16 protein-coding genes are annotated in these 24,943 nt (G+C 68.6%); 6 read left to right on the forward strand and 10 right to left on the reverse strand.

Features of this window, described 5'->3' with window-relative positions; genetic code table 11:
- Window positions 1–116: 116 nt before the first annotated feature.
- On the forward strand, window positions 117–1,928 hold the full coding sequence (locus QZ607_RS00395) for a BCCT family transporter (RefSeq protein WP_295878366.1): 1,812 nt from the start codon (window positions 117–119) through the stop codon (window positions 1,926–1,928).
- 139 nt (window positions 1,929–2,067) lie between these two features.
- Here the strand turns inward: QZ607_RS00395 and QZ607_RS00400 are convergent, their stop codons facing one another.
- Together QZ607_RS00400 and grxC are read right to left on the reverse strand one after the other, a co-directional pair.
- Window positions 2,068–2,487, reverse strand: a complete 420-nt coding sequence (locus QZ607_RS00400) for a S4 domain-containing protein (protein WP_295878369.1) — start codon at window positions 2,485–2,487, stop codon at window positions 2,068–2,070.
- A 42-nt stretch (window positions 2,488–2,529) separates the two neighbouring features.
- The gene (gene grxC, locus QZ607_RS00405; RefSeq protein ID WP_295878583.1) at window positions 2,530–2,772 is read right to left on the reverse strand and encodes a glutaredoxin 3; all 243 of its coding nucleotides are present in this window, start codon (window positions 2,770–2,772) and stop codon (window positions 2,530–2,532) included.
- Window positions 2,773–3,101: 329 nt separating this feature from the next.
- On the opposite strand from grxC, the gene pepN reads away from it, so the two are divergent.
- On the forward strand, window positions 3,102–5,768 hold the full coding sequence (gene pepN / locus QZ607_RS00410) for an aminopeptidase N (protein ID WP_295878372.1): 2,667 nt from the start codon (window positions 3,102–3,104) through the stop codon (window positions 5,766–5,768).
- 178 nt (window positions 5,769–5,946) lie between these two features.
- Here pepN and QZ607_RS00415 read toward each other — a convergent pair whose 3' ends face one another.
- The 4 genes from QZ607_RS00415 to QZ607_RS00430 all read right to left on the reverse strand — a co-directional run bounded on the left by QZ607_RS00415 (window position 5,947) and on the right by QZ607_RS00430 (window position 9,528).
- A complete protein-coding gene (locus tag QZ607_RS00415; protein ID WP_295878375.1) occupies window positions 5,947–6,438 on the reverse strand; it encodes a Uma2 family endonuclease in 492 nt (163 codons plus the stop codon).
- 94 nt (window positions 6,439–6,532) lie between these two features.
- Window positions 6,533–7,324, reverse strand: a complete 792-nt coding sequence (locus QZ607_RS00420) for an IclR family transcriptional regulator (RefSeq protein WP_295878378.1) — start codon at window positions 7,322–7,324, stop codon at window positions 6,533–6,535.
- Between the two features lie 18 nt (window positions 7,325–7,342).
- Window positions 7,343–8,701, reverse strand: coding sequence for a UDP-N-acetylmuramoyl-tripeptide--D-alanyl-D-alanine ligase (gene murF / locus QZ607_RS00425; RefSeq protein ID WP_295878380.1), 1,359 nt, complete (start codon window positions 8,699–8,701; stop codon window positions 7,343–7,345).
- A gap of 278 nt (window positions 8,702–8,979) precedes the next feature.
- The gene (locus tag QZ607_RS00430; protein ID WP_295878383.1) at window positions 8,980–9,528 is read right to left on the reverse strand and encodes a Mut7-C RNAse domain-containing protein; all 549 of its coding nucleotides are present in this window, start codon (window positions 9,526–9,528) and stop codon (window positions 8,980–8,982) included.
- Between QZ607_RS00430 and QZ607_RS00435 the strand changes: the two genes are divergently transcribed.
- On the forward strand, window positions 9,527–10,474 hold the full coding sequence (locus QZ607_RS00435) for a zinc metalloprotease HtpX (RefSeq protein WP_295878385.1): 948 nt from the start codon (window positions 9,527–9,529) through the stop codon (window positions 10,472–10,474). The two genes, QZ607_RS00430 and QZ607_RS00435, sit on opposite strands and share 2 nt — an antisense overlap.
- A 154-nt stretch (window positions 10,475–10,628) precedes the next feature.
- Complete coding sequence (locus QZ607_RS00440; protein ID WP_295878387.1) at window positions 10,629–11,528, forward strand: hypothetical protein; 900 nt, start codon at window positions 10,629–10,631, stop codon at window positions 11,526–11,528.
- Between the two features lie 54 nt (window positions 11,529–11,582).
- Here the strand turns inward: QZ607_RS00440 and QZ607_RS00445 are convergent, their stop codons facing one another.
- The 4 genes from QZ607_RS00445 to QZ607_RS00460 all read right to left on the reverse strand — a co-directional run bounded on the left by QZ607_RS00445 (window position 11,583) and on the right by QZ607_RS00460 (window position 19,656).
- On the reverse strand, window positions 11,583–12,821 hold the full coding sequence (locus tag QZ607_RS00445; protein ID WP_295878390.1) for an efflux RND transporter periplasmic adaptor subunit: 1,239 nt from the start codon (window positions 12,819–12,821) through the stop codon (window positions 11,583–11,585).
- 172 nt (window positions 12,822–12,993) lie between these two features.
- A complete protein-coding gene (locus QZ607_RS00450) occupies window positions 12,994–13,752 on the reverse strand; it encodes an FKBP-type peptidyl-prolyl cis-trans isomerase (RefSeq protein WP_295878393.1) in 759 nt (252 codons plus the stop codon).
- 198 nt (window positions 13,753–13,950) lie between these two features.
- Complete coding sequence (locus QZ607_RS00455; RefSeq protein WP_295878394.1) at window positions 13,951–16,701, reverse strand: multicopper oxidase family protein; 2,751 nt, start codon at window positions 16,699–16,701, stop codon at window positions 13,951–13,953.
- A 468-nt stretch (window positions 16,702–17,169) separates the two neighbouring features.
- Window positions 17,170–19,656 carry a multicopper oxidase family protein gene (locus QZ607_RS00460; protein WP_295878397.1) on the reverse strand — a complete coding sequence of 829 codons (2,487 nt, stop codon included), beginning with the start codon at window positions 19,654–19,656 and terminating at the stop codon, window positions 17,170–17,172.
- Between the two features lie 945 nt (window positions 19,657–20,601).
- On the opposite strand from QZ607_RS00460, the gene QZ607_RS00465 reads away from it, so the two are divergent.
- Complete coding sequence (locus tag QZ607_RS00465) at window positions 20,602–23,436, forward strand: choice-of-anchor O protein (protein WP_295878399.1); 2,835 nt, start codon at window positions 20,602–20,604, stop codon at window positions 23,434–23,436.
- Between the two features lie 12 nt (window positions 23,437–23,448).
- The gene (locus QZ607_RS00470; protein WP_295878402.1) at window positions 23,449–24,903 is read left to right on the forward strand and encodes a choice-of-anchor O protein; all 1,455 of its coding nucleotides are present in this window, start codon (window positions 23,449–23,451) and stop codon (window positions 24,901–24,903) included.
- The last annotated feature ends 40 nt before the right edge of the window (window positions 24,904–24,943 follow it).

Here is a 24,943-nt window from a genome sequence, read left to right on the forward strand (position 1 = left end):
CGTTTGGGTTCGAAGCAATTTCCGTGGCATGGTATTCCCCCCTGGGAGTCCACGCCGGCAGCGCCAGGCCGTGTCGGCGTGGGCTGCGAGCTCATCGATAACCAGCGAGAACAACCATGACCCATTACACAGACGAGCGCACGGCCAAGGAGAAACGCGCGCTGGCGAAGAAGCTCAAGGAGGTTGAGCGCAAAGCCCGCCAGAAGGCGATTCGGGAACGCGACAAGTTCGTCGGCCTCCAAATCAGGCCCACGGCCTCCTACGAGGACGACGCCCCGCGCCGGGAGCCCGGCGACAACAACTGGAGCGGATTCGGCTTCGATCTCCACCCACATGTCACCTTCGTCTCGAGCTTCGTGCTCATCGTGTTCATCCTGCTGACGCTGATGTTCAAGGACGAGGCGGGTGCCTTCTTCGACGGCGCCATGTCACTCATCACCGGCACCATGGGCTGGTTCCTGATTCTCGTATCGAACATCTTCATCCTTGCCGCTATCTACTTTGCAGTCAGCAAGTTCGGCCACATCCGCATCGGCGGCGTCGACGCCAAGCCGGAATTCTCGACCCTCGGCTGGTACGCCATGCTCTTGAGCGCCGGTATGGGCATCGGGCTCATGTTCTGGAGCGTTGGCGAGCCCATGTACCACTACCAGACGCCATCACCGATGTTCAACGGCATCGAGGCGGGGACGCCCGAGGCCGCGCAGGCCGCCATGGGCGTGACCTACTTCCATTGGGGCATCCACCCCTGGGCCATCTACGCCATCGTCGCGCTGGGACTCGCGTTTTTCGCCTTCAATCGCGGTCTGCCGCTCACCATCCGCTCCGTCTTCTACCCGCTGCTGGGTGACAAGATCTATGGCTTCTGGGGCAACCTCATCGACATCCTGTCGGTGCTGGCGACCCTGGTGGGCCTGGCGACATCGCTCGGGCTCGGCGTGCAGCAGGTGAATGCCGGCCTCGATCACCTGTTTGGGATCGGCATCAGCACCGAGGCGCAGGTGATCCTCATCGCCGTCATCACCGGGTTCGCGACGCTCTCGGTGTTTGCCGGGCTGGATGCCGGCGTCAAGCGCCTGAGCCAGGCCAACATGATCACGGCCGCCGTCTTCATGCTGTTCCTGCTGGTGGTGGGGCCGACCGTATACATCCTGAGCGGCTTCACGCAGAATCTCGGCTTCTACCTGACCATCCTGCCGGAGATGAGTCTCTGGACCGAGACCTTCCGCGCCAGCAACTGGCAGGGCTCCTGGACGGTGTTCTACTGGGCCTGGTGGATCTCCTGGTCGCCCTTCGTCGGCATGTTCATCGCCCGCATCTCCAAGGGCCGTACGGTGCGGGAGTTCATCTTCGGCGTCATCCTGATTCCGACGCTGCTGTCCTTCGTCTGGATGTCCGTCTTCGGCGGCACGGCGCTCAACCTGCAGGCGAGCGGCATCGCCGACATCGCCGCGGCGGTCAATGACGATGTGGCCAAGGCCATGTTCGCGATGCTCGACAACTTCCCGGTGGCGGAGGTGCTCTCCGGCATCGCCATCATCCTGGTGACCATCTTCTTCGTCACCTCCTCGGACTCGGGCTCCCTGGTGGTGGACCACCTCACCTCCGGCGGCAAGCTCGACTCGCCCACGACCCAGCGCGTGTTCTGGGCCGTGATGGAGGGCGTCGTCGCGGCTGTGCTGCTCATCGGCGGTGGCCTCGCGACCCTGCAGACGGCTGCCGTCAGCACTGGCCTGCCGTTCGCGCTGGTGCTGCTGGTGGGTGTCTATGCCCTCTACATCGGGCTCAACCAGGAGCTCTATGTCGAGACGGCCGTGCAGAAGGCGGTCACTGACGCCGAGGACGAGCACAAGCTCCACGAGGCCGTCGAGACGGTGGTGCAGAGCACCACCAGTGATGCGGCCACGGAGCCTGCCCCCTCCGGCTGACGCGCTACCCGCCAGCTGCCCACCAGCGCCCACAGGCCCGACGCCGCGTCGGGCCTGTGGGCGTTGTTTTTTTTGTCAGCAGCGATGATCCGTGCGCCCGTCTCCCAAGGGCGCAGTGGGCGTTCAGTCCAAACCCGCCTCAGCCGCGCCCGCGTCCGGTGAATTCGCCGATGCGGCGACGGTCGCGCTTGGTGGGACGACCCCGCTCCGGTGCCGGCGCATGGCCCGCCTCCCGGCGCTCGCGCACCTGCTCCTGGCGCTTGACGCGGCTCGCTTCGTCTTCGATGTAAAGAAGGGCGGCCTCGGCGGCCGGGCGGCGCTGCTTGGAGAGGGCCTGCACCTCGATGCGCCATTCCAGCTCGCCCTTGTGGATGGTCAGCCGGGTGCCGGGGCGGATGCTGCGGCCGGGCTTTACGCGCTGGCCGTCCACCTGCACCTTGCCGCCGTTGATGGCCTCCACCGCCAGCGGGCGGGTCTTGAAGAAGCGCGCGGCCCAGAGCCACTTGTCCAGACGCTGGCCGGCCGTCTCGGCGGCGGTCTGCGCGGTGGCATTGCCCATGGTCGTGCCCCAGTCGCTGGCCGGCTCGGCCGATGCCGCAGCTCAGTCGAGGCCGAGCAGGGGGTCCAGCTTGCCGGCGCGGTCCAGCGCGGCCATGTCGTCGTAGCCGCCCACGTGGGTGTCGCCGATGAAGATCTGCGGCACCGTGGTGCGGTTGGCGCGGAGCGTCATCTCCTGAAAGCGCTCGCGGTCGCCGTCCACGGAGACCTCCTCCCAGGTCACCCCCTTGCGCTCCAGCAGGCGGCGTGCCCGCACGCAATAGGGGCAGAAGGCGGTGGCGTACATGCGCACCGGTGCATGGGACGCGGGGGCGTCCGCCTGGGCGGACGCACCTTCCTGCTCGGTCTGCTGGCGGCTCGGACGGGTGCTGCTCGGGTACATCTGGCTCCTCGTGGCTTCGTCGGTGTCTTGGTGCTGAGCTGTTGTCGTGCCCGCCCGGCCACCGCCTGCGCTTGAAAAGCCGCCGCCGCGGCCGGACAAGCCAAAAGACTGACATAAGGGGGCCGGCTGCGCCAGACTTGCCCCGCGCACCGGCACCGGTCCGCCGCCGACGGCAGGCCAGCCGGACACGCCGCGCGAGACACAGTACGACAACCGCCGAGAGCATCACCCACATGTATCGAACCACGCCACCGGTCATCCACCTCAAAGACTATCGCCCACCGGAGTTCCTCATCGACCAGGTGGCTTTGCGCTTCGACCTCGGCATCGAAGAGACCGCAGTGCATGCGGAGCTCGACATCCGCCGCAACCCGGCGGCCAAGCGCGGCGACGGCGACCTGCACCTGGACGGCGAGCACCTGGAGCTGCTGGAGGTGGCACTCGACGACCGCAGCCTGCCGCCGGCGGAGTACGCCGTGCGCGAGGACGCGCTGGTGGTGCACCGGGTGCCGGACCGCTTTCGGCTGCGCACCCGGGTTCTGATTCGCCCCGCGGAGAACACCGCGCTGGAGGGGCTCTACGTCTCCGGCGACATGCTCTGCACCCAGTGCGAGGCGGAGGGCTTTCGGCGCATCACCTATTTCATCGACCGCCCGGACGTCATGGCCCGCTTCCGCGTGGCGCTGGCCGCGGACGCCGAGCGCTTTCCGGTGCTGCTGTCCAACGGCAATCCGGTGGGGGAAGAGACGCTGCCCGACGGCCGCAGGCTCGCGCACTGGGACGACCCCTTCCCGAAGCCGAGCTATCTGTTCGCCGTGGTGGCGGGGGACCTCGCCGCCGTCTCGGACAGCTTCACCACCCGCTCCGGCCGGGAGGTACCGCTCAACATCTACGTGGAGCCAGAAAACACCGACAAGTGCGACCACGCCATGCGCTCCCTCAAGGCCGCCATGCGCTGGGACGAGGAGCGCTACGGGCGCGAGTATGATCTCAACGTGTTCAACATTGTCGCGGTCAGCCACTTCAACATGGGCGCCATGGAGAACAAGGGCCTCAACGTCTTCAACGCCAAGTACATCCTGGCCCGCCCGGACACGGCCACGGACGCGGACTTCGCCGGCATCGAGGGGGTCGTCGCCCACGAATACTTCCATAACTGGACCGGCAACCGCATCACCTGCCGCGACTGGTTCCAGCTGAGCCTCAAGGAGGGCTTCACCGTCTACCGGGACCAGGAGTTCAGTGCCGACATGAATTCCCGTGGCGTCAAGCGCATTGAGGACGTGCGCATGCTGCGCGCGCGCCAGTTCCCGGAGGACGCGGGGCCCATGGCACACCCGGTGCGTCCCGACTCCTACATCGAGATCAACAACTTCTACACCGCCACCGTGTACGAAAAGGGCGCCGAAGTGGTGCGCATGCAGGCCAACCTGCTCGGGCCTGAGCGCTTCCGCAAGGGCACGGACCTCTATTTCGAGCGCTTCGATGGCCAGGCGGTGACCACCGAGGACTTCGTGGCCTGCATGGAGGAGGCGGGCGACGTGGACCTGAGTCAGTTCCGCCGCTGGTACTCCCAGGCCGGCACGCCGGTGCTGGAGTGTGCGGACAGCTTCGACGAGCGCACCGGCACCTACCGGCTGGAGGTCCGCCAGCACACGCCGGCCACACCCGGGCAGTCCACCAAGCTGCCGCTGCAGATCCCCTTCGCCCTCGGGCTGCTGGACGCCGACGGCCGCGACCTGCCGGTGCAGCTGGCCGGGGAGGCGGAGCCGCCCCCGCCCGGCACCCGCATGCTCGCCCTGCGCGAGTCCGTGGAGCGCTTCGAGCTCGTGGGTCTCGACGCCGAGCCGGTGCCGTCCCTGCTGCGCGGCTTCTCGGCGCCGGTGATGGTGCGCTACCCCTACACCGAGCAGCAGCTCACCTTCCTGATGGCCCATGACAGCGACGGCTTCAACCGCTGGGACGCGGCGCAGAGCCTGAGCGTGCGCCTGCTGCTGGACCTCATCGCCGACCCCGAGAAGGCCGTGCCGGAGGATTACCTCGCCGCCGTCCGCCGCGCGCTGGCGCAGGACGGTCCCGACGCCGACCGCGCCCTGCTGGCGGAGGTGCTGACCCTGCCGTCCGAGAGCTACCTGGGCGACCAGATGACCGTGGTGGACGTGGACGGCATCCACCGCGCCCGGGAGCGGCTCGCCGCCGCCATCGGCGCCGAGCTGCGCGAGGACCTGCTCGCGGTATTCGAGCGCAACCAGGAGCCCGCCGAGTACGACCTCGCACCCGCCGCCATGGGTCGCCGGGCGCTGCGCAACTGCGTGCTGGGTTATCTCATGCGGGCGCCGACGCCGGCGCTCGTCGAGCGCTGCCGGGCGCAGTTCGACGCCGGGCACAACATGACCGATGTCATCGCCGCGCTGCGCTGCCTGGTGGACGCGGCGCCCGAGCACGTGGGCGCCGCCGGCGAGGAGGCCCTCACCGCCTTCTTCGCGCGCTGGTCCGAAGACCCGCTGGTGCTGGACAAGTGGTTCGCGCTGCAGGCCCAGAGCAGCCGCCCGGACACCCTGGCACGGGTGGAGGGGCTGCTGGAGCATCCCAAGTTCTCCCTCACCAACCCCAACCGCGTGCGGGCCGTCATCGGCGCCTTCGCCGTCGGCAACCCGTTGCGCTTCCACGCCGCGGACGGCGCCGGATACCGCTTCCTCGCCGACCGCATCCTGGAGCTGGACCCGCTCAATCCGCAGATCGCCTCGCGCCTGCTCTATCCCATGACCCGCTGGCGTCGCTACGACGAGATCCGCCAGGCACTCATGCGCGCCCAGCTGGAGCGCATCCTGGAGGTGGAAGGCCTCTCCAACGACGTCTACGAGGTCGTCTCCAAGAGCCTCGGGCAGGAGCAGGACTGAGCCGCTCCGCCGGGCCGCAGGCATGGCGGCGGCCCGGTGACGGTCGATCGGTCGCGGCACGGATGGGTTGCGAGAGTTGAGTTTACTGTCCCCGAAAACGTAAGTAATTGTGATTGGGTCAGTTAAGGTTACCGTCCCCGGAATTTGTCCCCGGAATTTTGTCCCCGGAATTGGGGGGCTAGATGGACAGGCGGCAGCCGCAGGCGAGGGTGATCTGCTGGGGGGCGACACTGCGGGTCGCGCTGCCCTGGCGCACATGCAGCACCAGGAGGGTGCGCGGGTCGAAGACAAGCACGTCCTTGACGCCCTGGGACAGATAGAAGGGGGGGCCGACCTCCAAGTCCTTGGCTTCGTAGTTGGGGCTCACCACTTCCACCACCGCCTCCGGGATCAGTGTCAGCGCGCTGTCCTGCTCCTCGTCGGTGGGCTCGCGACAGAAGATCGAGATGTCCGGGCGCTTCAGGCCGTTCGGGAACTGGATATAGACATCCAGCGCGTGCACGCAGCCGCAGCCGCCGTTGCCTTCGGCCGGCTCGATGGTCTGCGCGATGCGCTCCACGTGCTTCTGGTGCCGGTAGAGCGGCTGCGCTTCCCAGATGGCAAGCCCGTTGACGATCTCCAACCGAATGCCGAGCTCGTCGGCGCGCAGAAACTTGCTGTCGATGGACATGGGATCACCTCAATACGCAGACCAGATATTCGGGGACGGTATATGGAATTATCGAGGACCTGGCGCCCTTTCGACCTCCGCTGACCAGCCTCAGTCAAGGCCGCTGCCGGCGCTGCGGCGCAGCCCCCAATTGCGCGGAGATCTCCCGCCCCGCGTCCATCAGCGGCTGGATCCAGTCCATCTGCCGGCGCTCGATGGGGGCGGACACCGACAGCCCGCCCGCCACGCGGCCGGTGGCGTCCTTGAGCAGCACGCCGATGCAGCCCACGTCCATCTCGGCCTCCTGGTTGTCCAGCGCGTAGCCCCGCTCCAGCGCCTGGACGCACTCGGCGATGAGGCGCTCCACCTGGGTGAGGCTGTTGCGGGTGTAGGCGGGCAGGTTGGTGCGCTCGGCATAGGCACGGATGGCCGCCTCGCCGCCCGCCGCGAGCATCAGCTTGCCCACGGCGGTCACGTGCAGCGGCGCGCGGGAGCCGATGAGCTGCTGCACATGGATGCTGCGGTTCGGGGTGGCCTTATCGATGTAGACCACCTGGTCGCCCTCGCGGATGGTGAGGTTGATGGTCTCGCCGAGGCGGTCGCGCAGGGACTCCATCACCGGGCGGGCCAGCGCGCGCATGTCCACGTCGCCGTGCAGGCGCACGCCGAGCTGCAACAATCGCAGCCCCAGCCGATAGCGGCCGGCGGCGTCACGCTCCACGAAGCCGTTGTCCAGCAGTGAGGCCAGGATGCGGTGGGCGGTGGACGGATGCAGGCCCGTCTCGGCTCCGAGCACCTTGAGGCTCACCGGCTCCGAGTAGCGCGCAATGGCGTCCAGCAGCGCCGCGGCGCGGTCGATGACCTGGATGCGGTTGCCGGTGCGCCCGGCGTCGCTGCCCGTGGCCATGCCGGTCCGCTGCTTCCGTCAGGCGCCCGCGGCGCCGAAGCGTGCATCCAGCGCCGGCAGCAGGCGCTCCAGCGCCATGCCGCGGGAGCCCTTGATGAGCAGGGTGGCGTCCGCCGCGAGCCCGGCGGCGATCTCCGCCGCCAGCGCATCGGACCACTCCGGGTGGGCGCTGACGGCGCGCCCGTCCAGCATGAGCTGCGCTGCGGCCGCCGCAAAGTGCGGGCCGATGAGCACGCAGCGCTCGGCGGTGTCCGCCGCCAGTGCCGCGATGTCGCGGTGGGCGGAAGGGGTCACGGCACCCAGCTCCAGCATGTCGCCCAGCACCGCCACCCGGGGCGCCGGCGACGCACCAAGTACCGCCAGCGCCGCGCGCATGGAGGTGGGGTTGGCGTTGTAGGCGTCGTTGATGACCGTGGGCCGGCTGGTGTCTTCGGCATGGAGCACCTCGCCGCGCATGGGGGCATGGCCGGCGGCGGGCCAGGCGCCGCGGATGATGTCCTCCGCGATGCCGAAGCGACGGGCGACCGCGGAGGCCGCCGAGGCGTTGAGCCGGTTGTGCTCGCCGGGCAGGGGCAGGTCGGCGGTGACCGGGTCGAGGTCGAAGCGCTCGATGGCGAAGGCCGGCGCCTGCGGCAGGGTCAGCGCCACCGGCAGGCGCTCGACCGTCAGCAGGATGGCCGTGCCGCCGTCGGCGACGTGCTCCAGCACGGCGGATTCCTCCCGCGCCACGCCGGTGAGGTCGCGGAAGAACTCCAGGTGCTCCTCGCCGATGCTGGTGAGGACGGCGATGTCCGGGCGCACGATGGCCGCGAGCTCGGCGATCTCCCCCGGGTGGTTGGTGCCGATCTCGGCCACCAGAAAGTCATGCGCTGCCCGGGCGCCGAGCAGCGTCAGCGGCACGCCCAGGTGGTTGTTGAAGCTCTTGGGGCTCTGGGTGCCCGTGAGCCCCGCGTGGCTCAGCACATGGTGGATCAGGTGCCGCGTGGTGGTTTTGCCGTTGCTGCCGCAGACGCTCACGACACGGCAGCCCGCCCCACGCAGCACATCCCGCCAGGCGACGGCCAGAGCCTGCAGCGCGGCGATCGTCGAGTCCACCCGCAGCAGCGCGAGCGCGGCCGTGCCCGCGGCATCCGGCGGCGTCACATCCCGCTCCACGATGGCCAGGCGTGCCCCGGACGCCCGTACCTGATCCAAAAAGTCATGGCCGTCGAAGCGCTCCCCGGCAATGGCGACGAAGGCCTCGCCCGAGTGCAGGGCGCGGCTGTCGATGCCGAGGCCGGTGACGGCGGCATTGGCATCCCCGGGCGGCACCAGCCAGTGGCCTCGGGTGATCTCGGCGAAGGCGGCGGGGGTCCAGAAGCGTGCGGGGTCGGTCATGGGCTCACAGGGGTCTGGCTGCGGATCGGGCACCGCGGACAACTCCGGAGCATAGCAGCAGCATGGGCGGCCTTCTCGCCGAAGGCCGCTCGGTGACGGCTGCGGGCTGTGGGAGCGGCGTCCCCGCCGCGACGCAACCGCGCGGCCGGCCGGGCATGTTGACGGAAGGCTTGGGGCCGAGCCACCGCTTGCCTGCGGCGAACTGAGACGCGCCGTCCCCGCGGGGCGACTGGAGTCGGGGTACACCTGGGCGGTCTCGTTGTGTGCGCATTGGTGCGCTACGGGTGGAGCAGCCGCGCCACCAGCGCCTGCAGCCGCCGGTGATGGCTGCCTTCCCAATAGCTGCGCCCACAGCCGGGGCAGCGCCAGAAGCGGTCCTGGCGCGCCAGCACGCCGGGCGGCAGGTCGGGCAGGCGTGCGGGGTCGATGGGCTCGATGAGGGTGTTGCAGCAGGTGCAGCGGGTGAAGGGCGAGGCCAGGTGCCGGAGCCCGAGGCGCTCCAGGAGCCCCCGCAGCTGGGTGTCCACCGGCGCCTGGGGCACCTCCAGGGCCTGGGACAGGTCCGGGCGGGCGAGCAGCGCGCGATCACGGGTGAGCAGGATGCGCTGCTCCACCCGCGCCAGACGCACCAGGGCGTCGTCGCCCGCGTCTGCGCCGCCCGGGTGTCCGCCGGTGATGTCCTGGGCCAGCACGGTGTCGAAGCCGAGCAGCCGCAGCCGCCGGCCGAGCTTGCCGAGGTGGGTGTCGCACAGGAACCTGGGCCTGTGCTGCGGCGTCGGGGCGGCGGCGCTGTTCCCGCCGCGGGCCGCCCCCAATTCTTCGGTCATGGATCAGGCACGCTTAAAGTCACACAAATGGGCCAACGGGCTGCAGTCCGCGTTGCTGGTGGCGACCCTGGCCGCGCTCCTGGGCCTGCTCGCCTGGATCGTCGGCGATGGCCCGCTGGCGGTGTTCGCGCTGGCGTTGGTGACCGGGCTGTATTTCGCCAACCCCGCCGCCTCGCCGCGGCTGGTGACCCTGCTCTACCCGGGCCGGCTGCTGCATCCGGCGGAAGCACCGCGCCAGTTCGCGCTTCTGGCGGAGCTCGCCCGCCGCGCCGGTCTGCCCCGGGTGCCCCGACTCTATTACATCCCGTCGCGCGTCATGAACGCCTTTGCCACCGGTGGCCGTGACGATGCCCTGATCGCCGTCTCCGACGGTCTGCTGCGCCGCCTGGACCTGCGCGAGCAGGCGGGGGTGCTGGCGCACGAGGTGAGCCACGTCGCCAATGGCGACCTCGCTGTCATGGCCTTCGCGGACATGGTGAGCCGCATCGCCGGCGCCTTCGGGCTGTTCGGGCAAATCCTGTTTCTGGTGAGCCTGCCCACGGCGCTGGTGACCGGGGCGGACATGCCCTGGCTCGCCCTCCTCATTCTGCTCGCGGCGCCCACGGTGAGCGCCCTGGTGCAGCTGGCCCTGTCGCGCAACCGCGAGTACGAGGCGGACCTCGCCGCCGCCGAGCTCACCGGCGACCCGGCGGGGCTCGCCGCCGCGCTGGACAAGCTGGAGCGTTATCAGGGCCGCTACTGGGAGCAGATTCTCATGCCGGGCCGCGGCGTCCCCGAGCCCTCCCTGCTGCGCACCCATCCGGACACGCAGGACCGCATTGCCCGGCTGCTGGCGCTGGTGCCGGCGCGGCGCAGCCCGCTGGCCCTGAGCGGGGATGCGCGCCCCGGGGCCTATGCCTCGCCGCCGCTGCACCCGCGCTGGCGCCCGCCCGGACTCTGGTACTGAACTGCCGCCTGCCGCCCGCGGTCACGGCGCGTGCGCCCGGCGGCTGACACAGCCGCACAATGGTGGTAGCACCGATGGCAACGTGCACACAGCCCGGCATGATGGATTGTTCCGGGGCCGCGGGTCCCGCTCCACCACCAGATAGGGGGCGATCATGCGAGTGCCGTTTGCTGTCGGGATGCTGATTCTGGCGACCGCCGCCGGGGCGCGGGCCGATGCGACGCTGGACTTCCGGCTCGCGGGCGGCGACGGTGCGGCAGAGCAGACGCTGCGCATCGCCGTCGCCCGTTTCTTCGCGCGGGTGGAGGCGTCGGCCGCGCCGGACGGCTGGTGGCTGTACGAGGCGGGTAAGTTCTTCCCGCTCTATCGCGTCAACGAGGCCGAGCGCACCTGGACCCGCCTCACGCCGGAGGTGACGCCCCGGCTCGGGCCCGTCAGCCGCTCAGCCAGGCCGGCGGCGGCGACCGGCGGCCCTGCCGAGGACGCCGCCGACGCCGCGGCTGCGGCCGCGGCCGAGCCCGGGACGCCCGAAGCCGACCAGTCCCCGGCGAGCGCTGCGGTGGACGACACGGCAACCGCCGCCGCCGCTGCCGAGGCCAGCACCCCCGCGGCGGACGGGGGGACCGCCGCATCCGCTCCCGAGTTCGCGCTCACCGGAGAGTCCGACACGGTGGCCGGCGTGCGCTGCCGCGTGGTCAACGAGCTGCGCGACGGCGCGCCCGTCATCGAGCACTGCATGGCCGGCAAGGCGGCGCTCGGCATCACCGAGCGCGAGCTGCGCACCCTGGCCCGCACCTTCGAGATGGCGCGGGAGCGCGACTTCGGCTGGCTCGCCACCGCCACTGCGGACGAGGCGTTCATCTCCGTGCGCAGCCGCGCCCTGGACGGGGGCACCCGCCTGACGCTGGTGGCCGTGTCCACGGACCCGCTGCCCAAGGGCCACCTGCGGGTGACCCGGGACTACCGGGAGGTGCCGGCAACGGCATCCGCCTCGGAAGCCTCGCCGCCACCGCCGGGCGCCGCGGAGGCGGACGACGACGCGGCGGTGGAGTGACGCCGTCCGCGGCTGACTGAGGCCCGCGGGGCCGGCGGCACCTGATGCCTGCGGTCAGTGCTCCAGCCGGCGCAGGCTCGCCTGAAGATTGGACTCCGAGTCGATCAGGAACTGGCCGGAAACCACCACCTCGTCCCCCTCGTCCAGGCCGGACAGGATCTCCACCTTGCCCGCGCGCCACATGCCGGTGGTGACCTCCACCGGCTGGAAGCGTCCGTCGCCGAGCGCCTTCACCGCCACGCTGCGCTCGCCGGTCTGGATCACCGCATCCCGGGGCAGGAGCAGGGTGTCCTGCTGCGGGCCGCCGTAGATCTTCACCTCCACGAACATATTGAGCTTGAGCGCCTCGCCCGGATTCGGGAACTCGAGCCGCGCCCGCAGGGTGCGGGTCACCGGGTGCACGCTCGGGTAGACGAATTCCACCCGTCCCTCCCAGGTGCGCCCGGGGTAGGCGGGGGTGCTGATCTCCGCCGCAAGCCCCGGCTCCACCCAGGCCAGATGGTGCTCGTAGAGGTCCACCATGACCCAGACCTCGCTCATGTCCACGATGGTGAAGAGCGGCGTCGCCGGCGTCACGAAGCTGCCCTCGCGTACGTTGTGCGCCACCACGACGCCGCCCTGGGGCGCGCGGATGGGTACGATGGAGCGCGGCTCCATGCTGCGCTCCAGCCCCATGATGTCCATGTTCGGCACCCGGAAGTAGCGGAGCATGTCGACACTGGCGCGGCGGCGGAAGTCGGTGCCGCCACGGTCGTCGAGGGCGCCGAAGGAGCCGAGCTCGTCCACCGCCAGGGTGTCGATGTACTCGCGCTGGGCCCAGAGCACATCCGGCGAGAAGTAGTCGGCGAGGTCGTCCTTGCGCTCCACCCGCTCGCCGTCGGTGCGCACATAAAGGGTCTCGATCCAGCCGGGGGTGCGCGGGTGCACGTGGACGAGCCGGTCGTCGTCCGCCACAACGGTGCCCTGGGTCTCGATGAACTTCCAGAAGGTGTCCCGCACCACGGGCGCCGTGCGCACGCCCATGTTCTGCATCACCGTTGGGGTTAGGGACACCACCGGGCGCTCTTCCGGCGTGTCGTCCAGGTCCTTCTCCACCAGGTCCATGCCGCAGATGGGGCAGCTGCCCTCGCCGTGCTGGACGATGTGCGGGTGCATGGGGCAGACGAAGGTGCGCCGCGGCGGGGCCACGGCTGCGGCCTGCGGGACGGTGCTGGCCTCCGCGCGATTGCCGAGCTGCGGTGTGTCCCGGTCGCAGGCCGTCAGCAGCGTCAGGGCCAGCGCCGTGGCAAGCACGGCCGGGACCCACCGGCGCGGGCGCAAGGCTGAGGACTTCAGCCACTGTGGGAGCGGCGTCCCCGCCGCGACGGCATCGGCCCCGGCGCTGGCGTGCTGTCGCGGCTGGAAAGCCGCTCCCACCGGCGGGCGCTGTGGGAGCGGCGTCCCCGCGGCGACCCACCGCCTGTGCTCAGTCACCGGGCAGGCCCTCCGGCGTGCTGGCCGGGGCGGGGTCCACGGAGAGCAGGTCCACCTCGAAGATGAGCACCCGGTGCGCCAGCGGCCCGCGGTCGCCGTAGCCGATCTTGGGCGGGATCACGAACTTCGCCTTGCCGCCCTCGCGCATCAGCTGCAGGCCCTCGGCCCAGCCCTTGATGACGCGGTTCAGCTGGAAGGTCGCCGGCGCATCGCGCTTGTGGGAGCTGTCGAACTCGCGGCCGTCGATGAGGGTGCCGCGGTAGTGCACCGTCACCTGGTCTTGCGGCCCCGGCTGGGCGCCGCTGCCGGGCTCCAGGATCTCGTACTGGAGGCCGCTGTCGGTGATCTGCACGCCCGGCTGCTTGGCGTGCTCTTCCAGGAAGGCCTCGCCCTCCGCCAGCAGCGTCAGCTCGCGCTCCACGGCGCGCTTGCGCTGGTCGGCGACCACCTGCTGCTTCAGCTCCACCAGGGTCTGGCGCATGGCGTCTTCCGACATTTTCGGCTCGGCATCGGCCAGGGCGTCGCGGATGCCCTGGACCACGGCGGCGGCGTCCATCTCCACGTTCTGGCGCTTGAAGTCGCCGCCGATCTGGTAGCCCAGGCTGTAGTTGATGCGGACGGTCTGGTCGTCGAAGTTCAGGTCCGCGGCGGCGGGCGCTGTCTCTTCGGTGGCGATGGCCGCGGCTGCGAACAGAGCGCCGGCGCAGGCGAGGGCAAGGCCGGCGGCGATGGGGGTCAGTGGCAGTTGCATGGCTCGTATGGCGTTGCTGCTGGCAGCAGGGCTTGTTGAACAATGATCGGAGTCGGCGGTCCGGGGCGGACCCCGGCCGTCCGGCGTGTTGGTGCCTTGCGGCGGCACGGGTGCGGGCTGCAACGCGCGACTCGCCCTCAGCACCGAAAAGGCCGCCCGAGGGCGGCCTTGTCAGTGGGCCGGTGATGGCCCTTGGGGTCAGAACAGCTCGATGGGGCAGTCCACGCCGGGCTCGCCGACGCAGAATGGCACCATCATCTCGTTGTCCTCGTGCTCCAGGATATGGCAGTGCCAGACGTAGAGGCCGGTGATGTCGAACTTGGCCGCCACCGTGGTGACTTCGCCCGGATAGGCGATGACCGTGTCCTTCCAGCCGGACTCCGTGAGCTCCGCCCCCTCGAAGTCGCCGCCGATGGTCTGGCGGCTCATGACGCGGAACTTCACCAGGTGCATGTGGATGGGGTGGGCGTCCGCCGACCAGTTCCACAGCTGCCACTTCTCCGAGGTGTTCAGCGCCACGGTCTGCTCGATGGGGTCGTCCCACAGCTGCACGGTGCCGCCGGCGCGGCCGTCGATGCCGAGCACCGCCGCCTTGGGCCCGAAGGGCACGGAGCCGAGGTCCGGGTCGCAGTCCGGCGGCAGGGAGTTGGGATCCAGCTCGATGGCACCGGTCACGGCATCGATGGTGACGCAGAGCAGGGCCGACTCCTCCTCCAGCAGCGCCAGGTCGCGGGTCTGCACCGCCTCCTGCGCCACTTCGAGCCACTTGGCATCGTCCGGGCGCGACAGGCGCAGGTCGGCGGGCGGGGTGCTCGGATCACCGCCCGGGGTGGCCAGGGCCGAGTCGATGACGAACTGCATCACCTGCCCCGTGGTGCCCGGGTCGGCGGCCATGTCCGGGAAGCCGCCGAAGGGCGCATCCGGCGCGGTGTTGACCATGCGCACCACGGTGCCGTCGGGCAGGCCGCTGAGGTCCACAATGACGTCGGCGCGCTCGGCGGGACCGATCAGCAGGGCCTCCGCGGGGTCATCCGCGTCCCAGTTGCCAAAGGTGGTCACCGGACAGCCCTGGTCGGTGCTCGCGGGCGGCGCCGGCGGATTGTTGATGTCGAAGGCATCCTGGCCCTGACCCAGCCAGGTCTTGCAGCCGGTCCAGACCTTGGTGACCTTGGGCAGCAGGCTCTGCTCGGCGCCGATCTGATAGAACGCCAGCTCATCGCCCAGGGTGTCGTCCGCGGTGCCCGGGATGCCGTCGGCACCGTCATCCAGCACGATGAACAGCGCCAGGTTCAGGAAGCGCGAGTTGGTGGCATTGAGCAGCCGCAGGCGATAGCGCTCCGGTGCCGCCTCCAGCTGCGGCCAGACGGAGCCGTTCACCACCATGGTGTTGAAGAAGGCCTCCGGGTTCCACACGGGCGCGATGTCGGAGGCGGAATCCGGCAGGAAGGGGATGTTCACGTCCGTGTTGTCGGCGTACAGGTCACCGGTGCCCAGGCCCTCGAAGAAGGCGCGGTCGGCGGGGTAGAACAGCGTGCCGTCCTCGTTGAAGGACTTGTCCTGGAGCGCGATGGGAATCTCGCGGATCTTCTCGCGCACGCAACGGGCCTCCGGCGGAATGGGGCCGGTGCACTGGAAGCCGGGCACGCCTGAGGTATCGACCTCCACCCAGGGGCCGAAGGCTGGATTCTCGACGTCCCAGTCCGCGGCCTGAATGGCGCAGGGCACCTCGGGCCAGGTGTCTGCGTTGACATTGTAGGTCACCGATGTCCCGCTTTCGTCCAGTCCACGCGGATAGCCGTATAGGTCCGTGGTGATTGCATTGCGCAGCTGCAGGCGTGTCCCGGTTCTCTCGCCCTGCACCCACTCGATGCCGTCATACCCGCTCACCGTCACGCTGAGTCGCAGGCCGCCGGTGGAGATCTGATTCAGCGTCGCGGACTCCACCACCGGGCTGTCGGCATCCACGTTGTCGTCACCGCCGCCGATGCAGTTGGGGTCCTCCCCAAGCTGTGGTGCGGGACCCGGCAGCGTGCCGCTGAGGAGCCCGGTCTCGCCGTCGTCTTCCTCCCGGATCAGCCAGAAGCCGGCGCCGGCGGCATAGACGTTGAGCCGCGTGATGCCAAGGGTGTGGTCGTGGTACCAGAGCGTGGTGGAGGGCTGGTCGTTGGGGTAGATGTCGAGCGCGTAGCCCTCGCCGAGGGCAAGCTCGGTGTCGGCGCCCTCGCCGCTCTCGAAGAAGGTGCCGTTGCAGTCAAAGTCATCCGATGTGCGGCGTGTTCTGGGATAGCCCTCGACATTGATACAGTCGATGTTCGTCGCGTTCGGCAGCCACCAGGCCTCTGGGTAGCCGTCGCTGCCCGGCCCCACATGGGCGCCGTGCACGTGGACCACCATGGGGATGGGGCCGGAGTAAGGCGCCGCCGAGGCACCGCGGCAGTCGGTGCGCGGCACGCCGTCCAGGCAGTCCTGATTCGGCGCCGCCCAGTGCAGGGTCTGGTCGATCAGCGGGTTGCCGTCTGCGTCCTTGAGGATGTGAGGCAGGTAGCGCCCGTTCTCTCGAACGAGATCGTTGATCCACTTGACCTTGGTCGTGGTGTCCTTGGTGACCTCGATGGTGTAGCTCGGATGGTTGAAGGTCGCGGGGTCGTCCGGGTTGCCGTAGGCCCATAGCGGCGTCTGGCGCAGGCGTCTGCCGTTCAGGTCCCGGACCGGCAGCATGCGCTGACGGATCTGACGTTGGGCTACTTCGACGTCCAATGGCTTGCCGCCGCCCTTGTCGTCGTAGAGCACCGGCGGGATCACCAGCGGCATCACGTACTTCGGAATCAGATTCGGGTCCAGGCTGCCCCCCGGCAGCGTCTCGCCAAGCACACTGGTGCAGGCCAGACACAGCGGGAGCATTGTCAGCGCCGGTGCGCCCAGGGGCCCGGCAATGCGTTGGCTCGTCATAGGTTTTCTCCAGGTATCATCCGTATCGGGCTAGGGTTGCGGGCGGTTCTCGGTGCCGATGCTGTCGCCGACCGCTGTTGCTCGGTCGTCATCGGCGGCGCGGGCCGAAGCACGGCGATCAGTGTCAGCACGCTGTGTGCCTCGCACACGTGAAGCTGATCGGTCAGGCGCGGGCCTGGCCGCTTGCCCCCGCTCCGCTGGTGTTCTTGGCTCCCCCACAAAGGCGACTGAAACGCTAAGGCATGCCCGGGGCTGCCGTAATCAGCTAATGCCTTAAGACAGTTTTAAGCTGTCCCGTGGACTTGCCACGGTTCAAAACATGAGTCGTTATTGGGTGTTACAACCAATGCACCTGGGGTTTTCGCGCGTCGGTGGCTATTGCAGAGGGCTACGCTGAGCCGCTGTCACCGCCAAGAAAAAGGCCGCCCGAGGGCGGCCTTGTCAGTGGGCCGGTGATGGCCCTTGGGGTCAGAACAGCTCGATGGGGCAGTCCACGCCGGGCTCGCCGACGCAGAATGGCACCATCATCTCGTTGTCCTCGTGCTCCAGGATATGGCAGTGCCAGACGTAGAGGCCGGTGATGTCGAACTTGGCCGCCACCGTGGTGACTTCGCCCGGATAGGCGATGACCGTGTCCTTCCAGCCGGACTCCGTGAGCTCCGCCCCCTCGAAGTCGCCGCCGATGGTCTGGCGGCTCATGACGCGGAACTTCACCAGGTGCATGTGGATGGGGTGGGCGTCCGCCGACCAGTTCCACAGCTGCCACTTCTCCGAGGTGTTCAGCGCCACGGTCTGCTCGATGGGGTCGTCCCACAGCTGCACGGTGCCGCCGGCGCGGCCGTCGATGCCGAGCACCGCCGCCTTGGGCCCGAAGGGCACGGAGCCGAGGTCCGGGTCGCAGTCCGGCGGCAGGGAGTTGGGATCCAGCTCGATGGCACCGGTCACGGCATCGATGGTGACGCAGAGCAGGGCCGACTCCTCCTCCAGCAGCGCCAGGTCGCGGGTCTGCACCGCCTCCTGCGCCACTTCGAGCCACTTGGCATCGTCCGGGCGCGACAGGCGCAGGTCGGCGGGCGGGGTGCTCGGATCACCGCCCGGGGTGGCCAGGGCCGAGTCGATGACGAACTGCATCACCTGCCCCGTGGTGCCCGGGTCGGCGGCCATGTCCGGGAAGCCGCCGAAGGGCGCATCCGGCGCGGTGTTGACCATGCGCACCACGGTGCCGTCGGGCAGGCCGCTGAGGTCCACAATGACGTCGGCGCGCTCGGCGGGACCGATCAGCAGGGCCTCCGCGGGGTCATCCGCGTCCCAGTTGCCAAAGGTGGTCACCGGACAGCCCTGGTCGGTGCTCGCGGGCGGCGCCGGCGGATTGTTGATGTCGAAGGCATCCTGGCCCTGACCCAGCCAGGTCTTGCAGCCGGTCCAGACCTTGGTGACCTTGGGCAGCAGGCTCTGCTCGGCGCCGATCTGATAGAACGCCAGCTCATCGCCCAGGGTGTCGTCCGCGGTGCCCGGGATGCCGTCGGCACCGTCATCCAGCACGATGAACAGCGCCAGGTTCAGGAAGCGCGAGTTGGTGGCATTGAGCAGCCGCAGGCGATAGCGCTCCGGTGCCGCCTCCAGCTGCGGCCAGACGGAGCCGTTCACCACCATGGTGTTGAAGAAGGCCTCCGGGTTCCACACGGGCGCGATGTCGGAGGCGGAATCCGGCAGGAAGGGGATGTTCACGTCCGTGTTGTCGGCGTACAGGTCACCGGTGCCCAGGCCCTCGAAGAAGGCGCGGTCGGCGGGGTAGAACAGCGTGCCGTCCTCGTTGAAGGACTTGTCCTGGAGCGCGATGGGAATCTCGCGGATCCTGTCCCGCACGCACTTGCCCTTGGGCGGCTCCTTGTCTCCCTTCTTGCCCTTGTCGCCCTTCTTGCCCTTGTCGCCCTTCTTACCCCGGTCGCGATCGTCGTCGTCGTAGTCGTCATCGTCCATGCCGGCGATGCAGTTCGGGTCCTCGCCGAGCTGCGGCGCCGGGCCCGGCAGGGTGCCGCTGATGAGCCCCGTCTCGCCGTCGTCTTCCTCGCGGATCAGCCAGAAGCCGGCGCCGGCGGCATAGACGTTGAGCCGCGTGATGCCGAGGGTGTGGTCGTGGTACCACAGCGTCGTGGAGGGCTGGTCGTTGGGGTAGATGTCGAGCGCGTAGCCCTCGCCCAGGGCGTCCTCCGTGTCATCCCCTTCGCCGCTCTCGAAGAAGGTGCCGTTGCAGTCGAAGTCGTCTCGGGTGGTGCCGGTCCTGGGATAGCCCCCGACGTTGATGCAGTCGATGTTCCGCGCATCCGGCAGCCACCAGGCCTCCGGATAGCCGTCACTGCCGGGGCCCACATGGGCACCGTGCACATGGATCACCATCGGGATGGGGCCGGTGTAGGGCGCTGCCGACGCGCCGCGGCAGTCGGTGCGCGGCACGCCGTCCAGGCAGTCCTGGTTCGGCGCTGCCCAGTGCAGCGTCTGGTCGATCAGCGGGTTGCCGTCCACGTCCTTGAGGATGTGCTCCAGGTAGCGCTTACTGCGCGGGTCCACCAGCTCGTTGATCCACTTGACCTTGGCCGTGGTGTCTTTGGTGACCTCGATGGTGTACGCCGGATGGTTGAAGGTCGAGGGCTCCTCCGGGTCCCCATAGGCCCAGAGTGGGGTCTCCGGCAGGCTGCGGCCGGTCAGGTCCTGTTCCGGCAGCATGCGCTGGGTGATCTCGCGCTGGGCCACTTCGACTTCCAGGGGCTCCTTGCCGCCCTCGTCGTCGTAGAGCACCGGCGGGATCACCAGCGGCATCACGTATTTCGGGATGACAGTCGGGTCCAGGGTGCCGCCCGGCAGCGCCTGCGCCAGCACACTCGTGCAGGCCAGGCACAGCGGGAGCACGGTCAGCGCCGGTGCCGCAAGGGCCCCGGCTTTGCGTTGGCTCGGCATCGTTCTCCTCCAGGTTCCGCCCTTCGAGGGCGTCGGATTACGCCCAATTTCGTCTGAACCGTCACCGCGCGCATGGCGGCGACGGTGCAGCTGCGGTGTCCACCACCCGGAGACAGCAGAAGGTGGTGGGCGCGCTGTGCGCCCGGTCCTTGCGAGCGGCGCCGCGGCGGCTCGTCCGCCGGCGCTGTCCCTGACGCCCGCTGCTACTTGTTTCGATTCCCGTAAACCTGAGCAGAACGCTAAGGCATGCGTGCGGCCGCGGTAATCGGCCGACACCTTAAGGTTTTCTTAAGGTGTCCTACGAACTCCGCCCCTGTGTCCATCAGGAGCGGCGTTTGCACGATTCCGCCACCCCCCTTGCGGTGATTGCCGATCGGTGCCGGCGCAGTTGGCAGTGCCAGGTACTGACCAACCGCTGTCTGACTCCAACGGTGTGTCGACCATAAGTGTCTGATCTAAAACTGATGATGCTGGGCGCTGACCCAGCAATCGAGCCTGTTACAGCCCTGTTGCGACTGATGGGGCAAGACCAAAAGCCAGTGCCTGTCTCGTGGTAATCCGCCACGCGCTTACGGGCTTTGCGCGTAAATTCCCCGATCGCCTGAGCGGGAACAGCCGGATTCATCGACAGCCACGCACAGGGAACCATGCGCCGCACCGGGAATTGTGTTGCGGCGAGGGCGAAGGTCGGTGAGCCAGGACACCGACGACAGGGCGTCTTCCCCTCCCCGTAGGCCCTTGGCAGGACGGTGCAGCGACGCGTCAAGAGGCAGTGCTGCGCCCGTTCGAACGGCTCTGGAGTGATATGGATCAGGTCGGAGGGAGCCTCCCGGCGGGGCCTGATCCAGCGGGAAAAACTTACAAAACTGGATGGTTACGCAACGCGAGTGTCGGCTCCGCGGTGGGGCCGCACACATCAATGAGCACTCTCGTTAGGAGGAGTCCATGTCAACCAGAGCACTAGCGCTCGCTGTATCGGCGACGCTATCGGCGGCGATGGTTGCATCGGCATTCGCCGATGACAGCCAGATTCTGCGTCGCCAAATCTCCAGCCCCCCGGGCATCACCGAGGATCCGGAGCCGGAAGGCGAGCACGCCTTCGTCAAGCTGATGGGCTTCCTCGTGCCCACCCAGCGCGCCAACGGCACGGTAGAGCCCGTCGAGTACTACAACATCGAAGATGTGCTGGTGAAGACGGAGGTCAGCGCCAAGCCGCTGATCAGCGTCTATGTCTTCGGCCCGGTCATCGGCTTCGATGACTTCTCGCAATCCGGCTTCCCAGGCCATGGCAAGCGCGAGGCCTACGGCGCCGTGAGCCTGGACGACGGCGAGACCTGGCAGGTGACCAACCTGTCCAATTCGGCTGACCAGAGCTCCTTCACGCTGACCACGGACTTCCTGGTTCCGGACCCGGCGGACCCGGACTGCCACCATGCGCCGGCGGAAGGGACTGCGGCCACCAGCCCAGTGACGGCGCTGCTCGCCAGTCGTGATGACGATGACGATGATGACGACGACGACGACGATGCCGACGACGCGGGCCTCGTGATCGAAGAGGCCAAGTGGGAGCCTGAAGACGACGGCACCGGTGAGCTCGAGGTCGAGGGCGAGACCGGCCGTCGTGGCCGTGTCGAGGTGACCATCATCAACGCTGCCACCGGCGCAGAGGTCTGCACCACCCGCAGCGATCGCGATGGTGAGTTCGAGTGCGAGGTCGAGCTGGCTGACGACGCGGTTCCGTGCACCGTTGCAGCCGTCGTCGGCGACGACGAGAGCGAGGCCGTGCCGGTCGAAGACGCACCGGAGAACTGCGACGACGGCACCGGCGGTGACGGCGAGTGCACGCTGCTGGCGGAGTACCCTGGTGATGTGATCAACATCTTCCACGGCGTGGCGGGCAACCGCGTGCTGGTGGCCTGGCAGAGCAGGTTCTGCTCCTCCGGCTTCCCGGGCTACACCGGTGGTGCCAGCAGCGATGCGGACAGCATTGCGGGCTATCTCGGCATCGACCGTACCACGGACATGTACCTGGAAGACCTGTTCGGTGTGGCGGGCTCGCAGGCGTCCGTGGACTACCGCGAGCAGGCGGAGCCGACCAATCCGAGCGAGTACGACGGCGTCGGTGAAGTGCCCTACAACTGCCTGTGGGCGGCGCGCGGCATCCTGCGGCCGAACCCCGAGGGCAGCGAGACTGAGAATGCCACCGAGATGGTGTGGTTCCAGGCCGAGCGTCTGACCTCCGGTCGGCGTGACGTGAACCGTGTCGAGGTGTCCTGTGTCGCCGGCGGCGGCTGCGGCATCACCTGGCAGGAAGACCCCGAAGGCCTGCGTCCCGGTGAGGGCGAGGGTGCGGGCACCGGCTGGGCCGGCGCCACCACCAACAACCAGACCGACATCTGGTACAGCTTCATCGACTGGGAGGACTTCGACATCGTCGACCCGACCACGAGCGGGCTGAGCGCGCCGGTGCCGCTGGCGGACAACATCCTCACCACCGGTCGTCCGCAGCCCTACGTGCCCATGGCGGTGCCGATGCGGCTCACGAACAACGCGCGCTGCAGCTTCCCGTTGGGCCCGGACAGCCCCGCCTACTGCCTCGAGGATGTGGCCGGCGCGTACGGCATCAAGGACCAGTGCGTGGGTACGGTTGAGATCCCGCTGGGTCCGCAGGGCAACCTGCAGCCCATCTGCGTCGTGGACGCCAACGACAGCGGCGCACTGGATGCGGGTGACCTGCCGAACGTGGCCAACACCGCCGCGAGCCGGCCGCGCCTGAACCTGCGCCCGCGTGACAGCGACGGCGACGGCGTCACTGATGATGCCTGGGTCATCGTCATCCACGAAGAGGACAAGGGCCTCGGCCGCTTCGGCTTCCTCAACGATGAGATGTGGGCCGGTGAAGACGTGCCGGCTTCGGGCTGCGAGGACCCCGATGCAGACCAGACGGACAACTGCGATCGCGCCGACATCGGCAAGAACCAGTTCTACATCAGCTTCGCGCAGGGCTCGCCTGCGACCTCGCAGGTGGAATCCGGCGGATCGTTGCAACCCGCTGCGGACTTCAACTTCGCGCTGGTCAACAACCTGGTCGACCAACAGGCCCAGTACAACGCGCCTGAGGTGAACTGGCGGACCGGTACGCTGTACCCGCCGATGAGCACCGAGCAGATGTGGGACTTCGGTGACCTCAACTTCGGGATCATCAATACGGAGATCGCGCGTCGGGCGAGCCTGATGTCGCAGCCGCTGAGCACTGCGCTCCAGACCAGCAAGGATGAGGCGCTGATGGCGATGCCGCTGTTCAAGGAGGGCATCATCAACCAGGGTGGCCCGGCTGACATCATGGCGCGTCGTGTCTCCATCCCAGCGAATGGTGGCACCCCGCCTGAAGAGTGCCCGATCGATGACAACGTGGATGCAGACCAGCCCGTGGTCGAGCGCGCCACGCTGCGTGTGATCTCCACCGGCGGCTGGCGGCTGCAGGTGACGGTCAGCGGCTTCGACGGCATCCAGTGGGATCCGGAGACCCGCACGGGGACCCGCCTGCAACTGCGCAACGCGGTGACCACGGACCTCTACGGCTTCCCGCGGGATGTGGACGAGAGTGGTACGTCTGTGACGTACAACATCAACGCCGATACCTGGCAAGAAATCCCTTGTGCCATCCAGGTGGCCGATTGGGACGTGCCGGCGGCGGCGTTCGGGCCCTGGACGGAGGTGGATACCTCGGTCCTGCCTGACCTGCAATGCACCGGCCCCATCCCGCCTGCGTGCGAGTAAGGAGGTAAACCCATGAAGACGACATCACTACGTGCGTATGCCGCCGTGGGCCTGCTCGCTGCTGCGCCGGCGGCGCTGGCGATCACGGGCTCCATCGGCGAGAGCAACTGGACCGGCAGTGAAGCCACCAGCAACCCGTACGACGTCTCGAACATGAAGTGCGAGTGGTACGACGGCGAGGGGGGTGTGTTCGAAGGCGAAGTGCTGTATGCCGACGGCACCAACCCCTACTACCCGAAGGGACTGTGCACGGCGCCGACCATCAACCTGTCGGCGCGCACGCCTTACACCTGTGAGGCGTCGGGCGGCAGCGATGGGCTGTGCCCGGGTGCGGCGGACATGACCTGTGTGGATGACGAGGCGTTCGGTCAGCTCTGCTCGTCCTTGACGGACCCGGAGGACAACCAGCTGCTGGACAAGCTGCTGACCTGGTACGAGTGCCCCGGGTGGACGGGCGTAATCGAGAACGGCGTGCTGGCCCCCAGCGACATCCCGGGCGGGTGCTACATTGAGCCCGACAGCGCGTTGCTGGGTCCGAATCTGGACGACCGGTCCTGGTACATGCCCATCGACATCTCCAAGGCCCACCGCGGCTTCCTGGACGGGGACTTCGTGTTCCTGCTGTACGCCTGGTCGCCGAACTTCAAGCTCAACGCGGTCGGTCGCGACCGTTACGAGCTCTACACGCGGCGCTCCTTCGACGGCGGCATCACCTGGACCACGACGCCGGACAGCTTCGTGGCCAGCAACGAGGTGAGCTACAGCGGCAGCGGCACCACCACCTGCGAGACCTGGCGTGACGGAGCGGACTCCACCACGGACTCCCATGTCTGCACCGCCTACGGCGCAGGTGATGCGGAGCAGTCGCGCAATGTGACCCAGCACAAGTCCATGCGCATCACGACGCTCGATCCGCGCTACTCGCCGACCACGGGCAGCGTGGGTGAGCCGCCGCTGGACTACGACGGCTGGACGGTGTTCGAGCCCATCGACCCGACCGACCTCCGTGACCCGTCGCGCAACTTCGTGGTCTTCGAGACCGGCGACAACACCACGGTGGCGGTCGGCGAGGCGGAGCCGCTGAACCTCGACTACGGCCGGGGTGAGGTGTTCGGTGATCACTACACGGTGTGGAGTGAGATTGATACCGGCGTCAGCGACCCCGTCGCCGACTGCTATCCGAGCAACACCTACGGTGACACCGCTGTTGCCTTTGCCGAAGGGACCGGCTTCTGCAACGAGTTCGACTCGTTGGAGGGCTTCCCGCTTGCCCTGTCGGAGGAGGCGAGCGTGACGGCGAGCGCCTATGGCGACTTCCTCTACGGCGTGTGGGGGCAGTTCAACGTGGACGATACCGGCGAGCTCGTCGACGCCGACGTGCTGTTCCGCCGGGTGTGGTGGCTGGATGAGTACATCGCACCTGACGCGTACGACAACGTCGGCGGCTCGGAGGGCCAAAACCCCTAGGACGACCTGACCCCTGGCGCAGGGAGGCGCCGCAACCAAT

Source organism: uncultured Thiohalocapsa sp. (assembly GCF_913063425.1).
Classification (GTDB): Bacteria; Pseudomonadota; Gammaproteobacteria; order Chromatiales; family Chromatiaceae; genus Thiohalocapsa.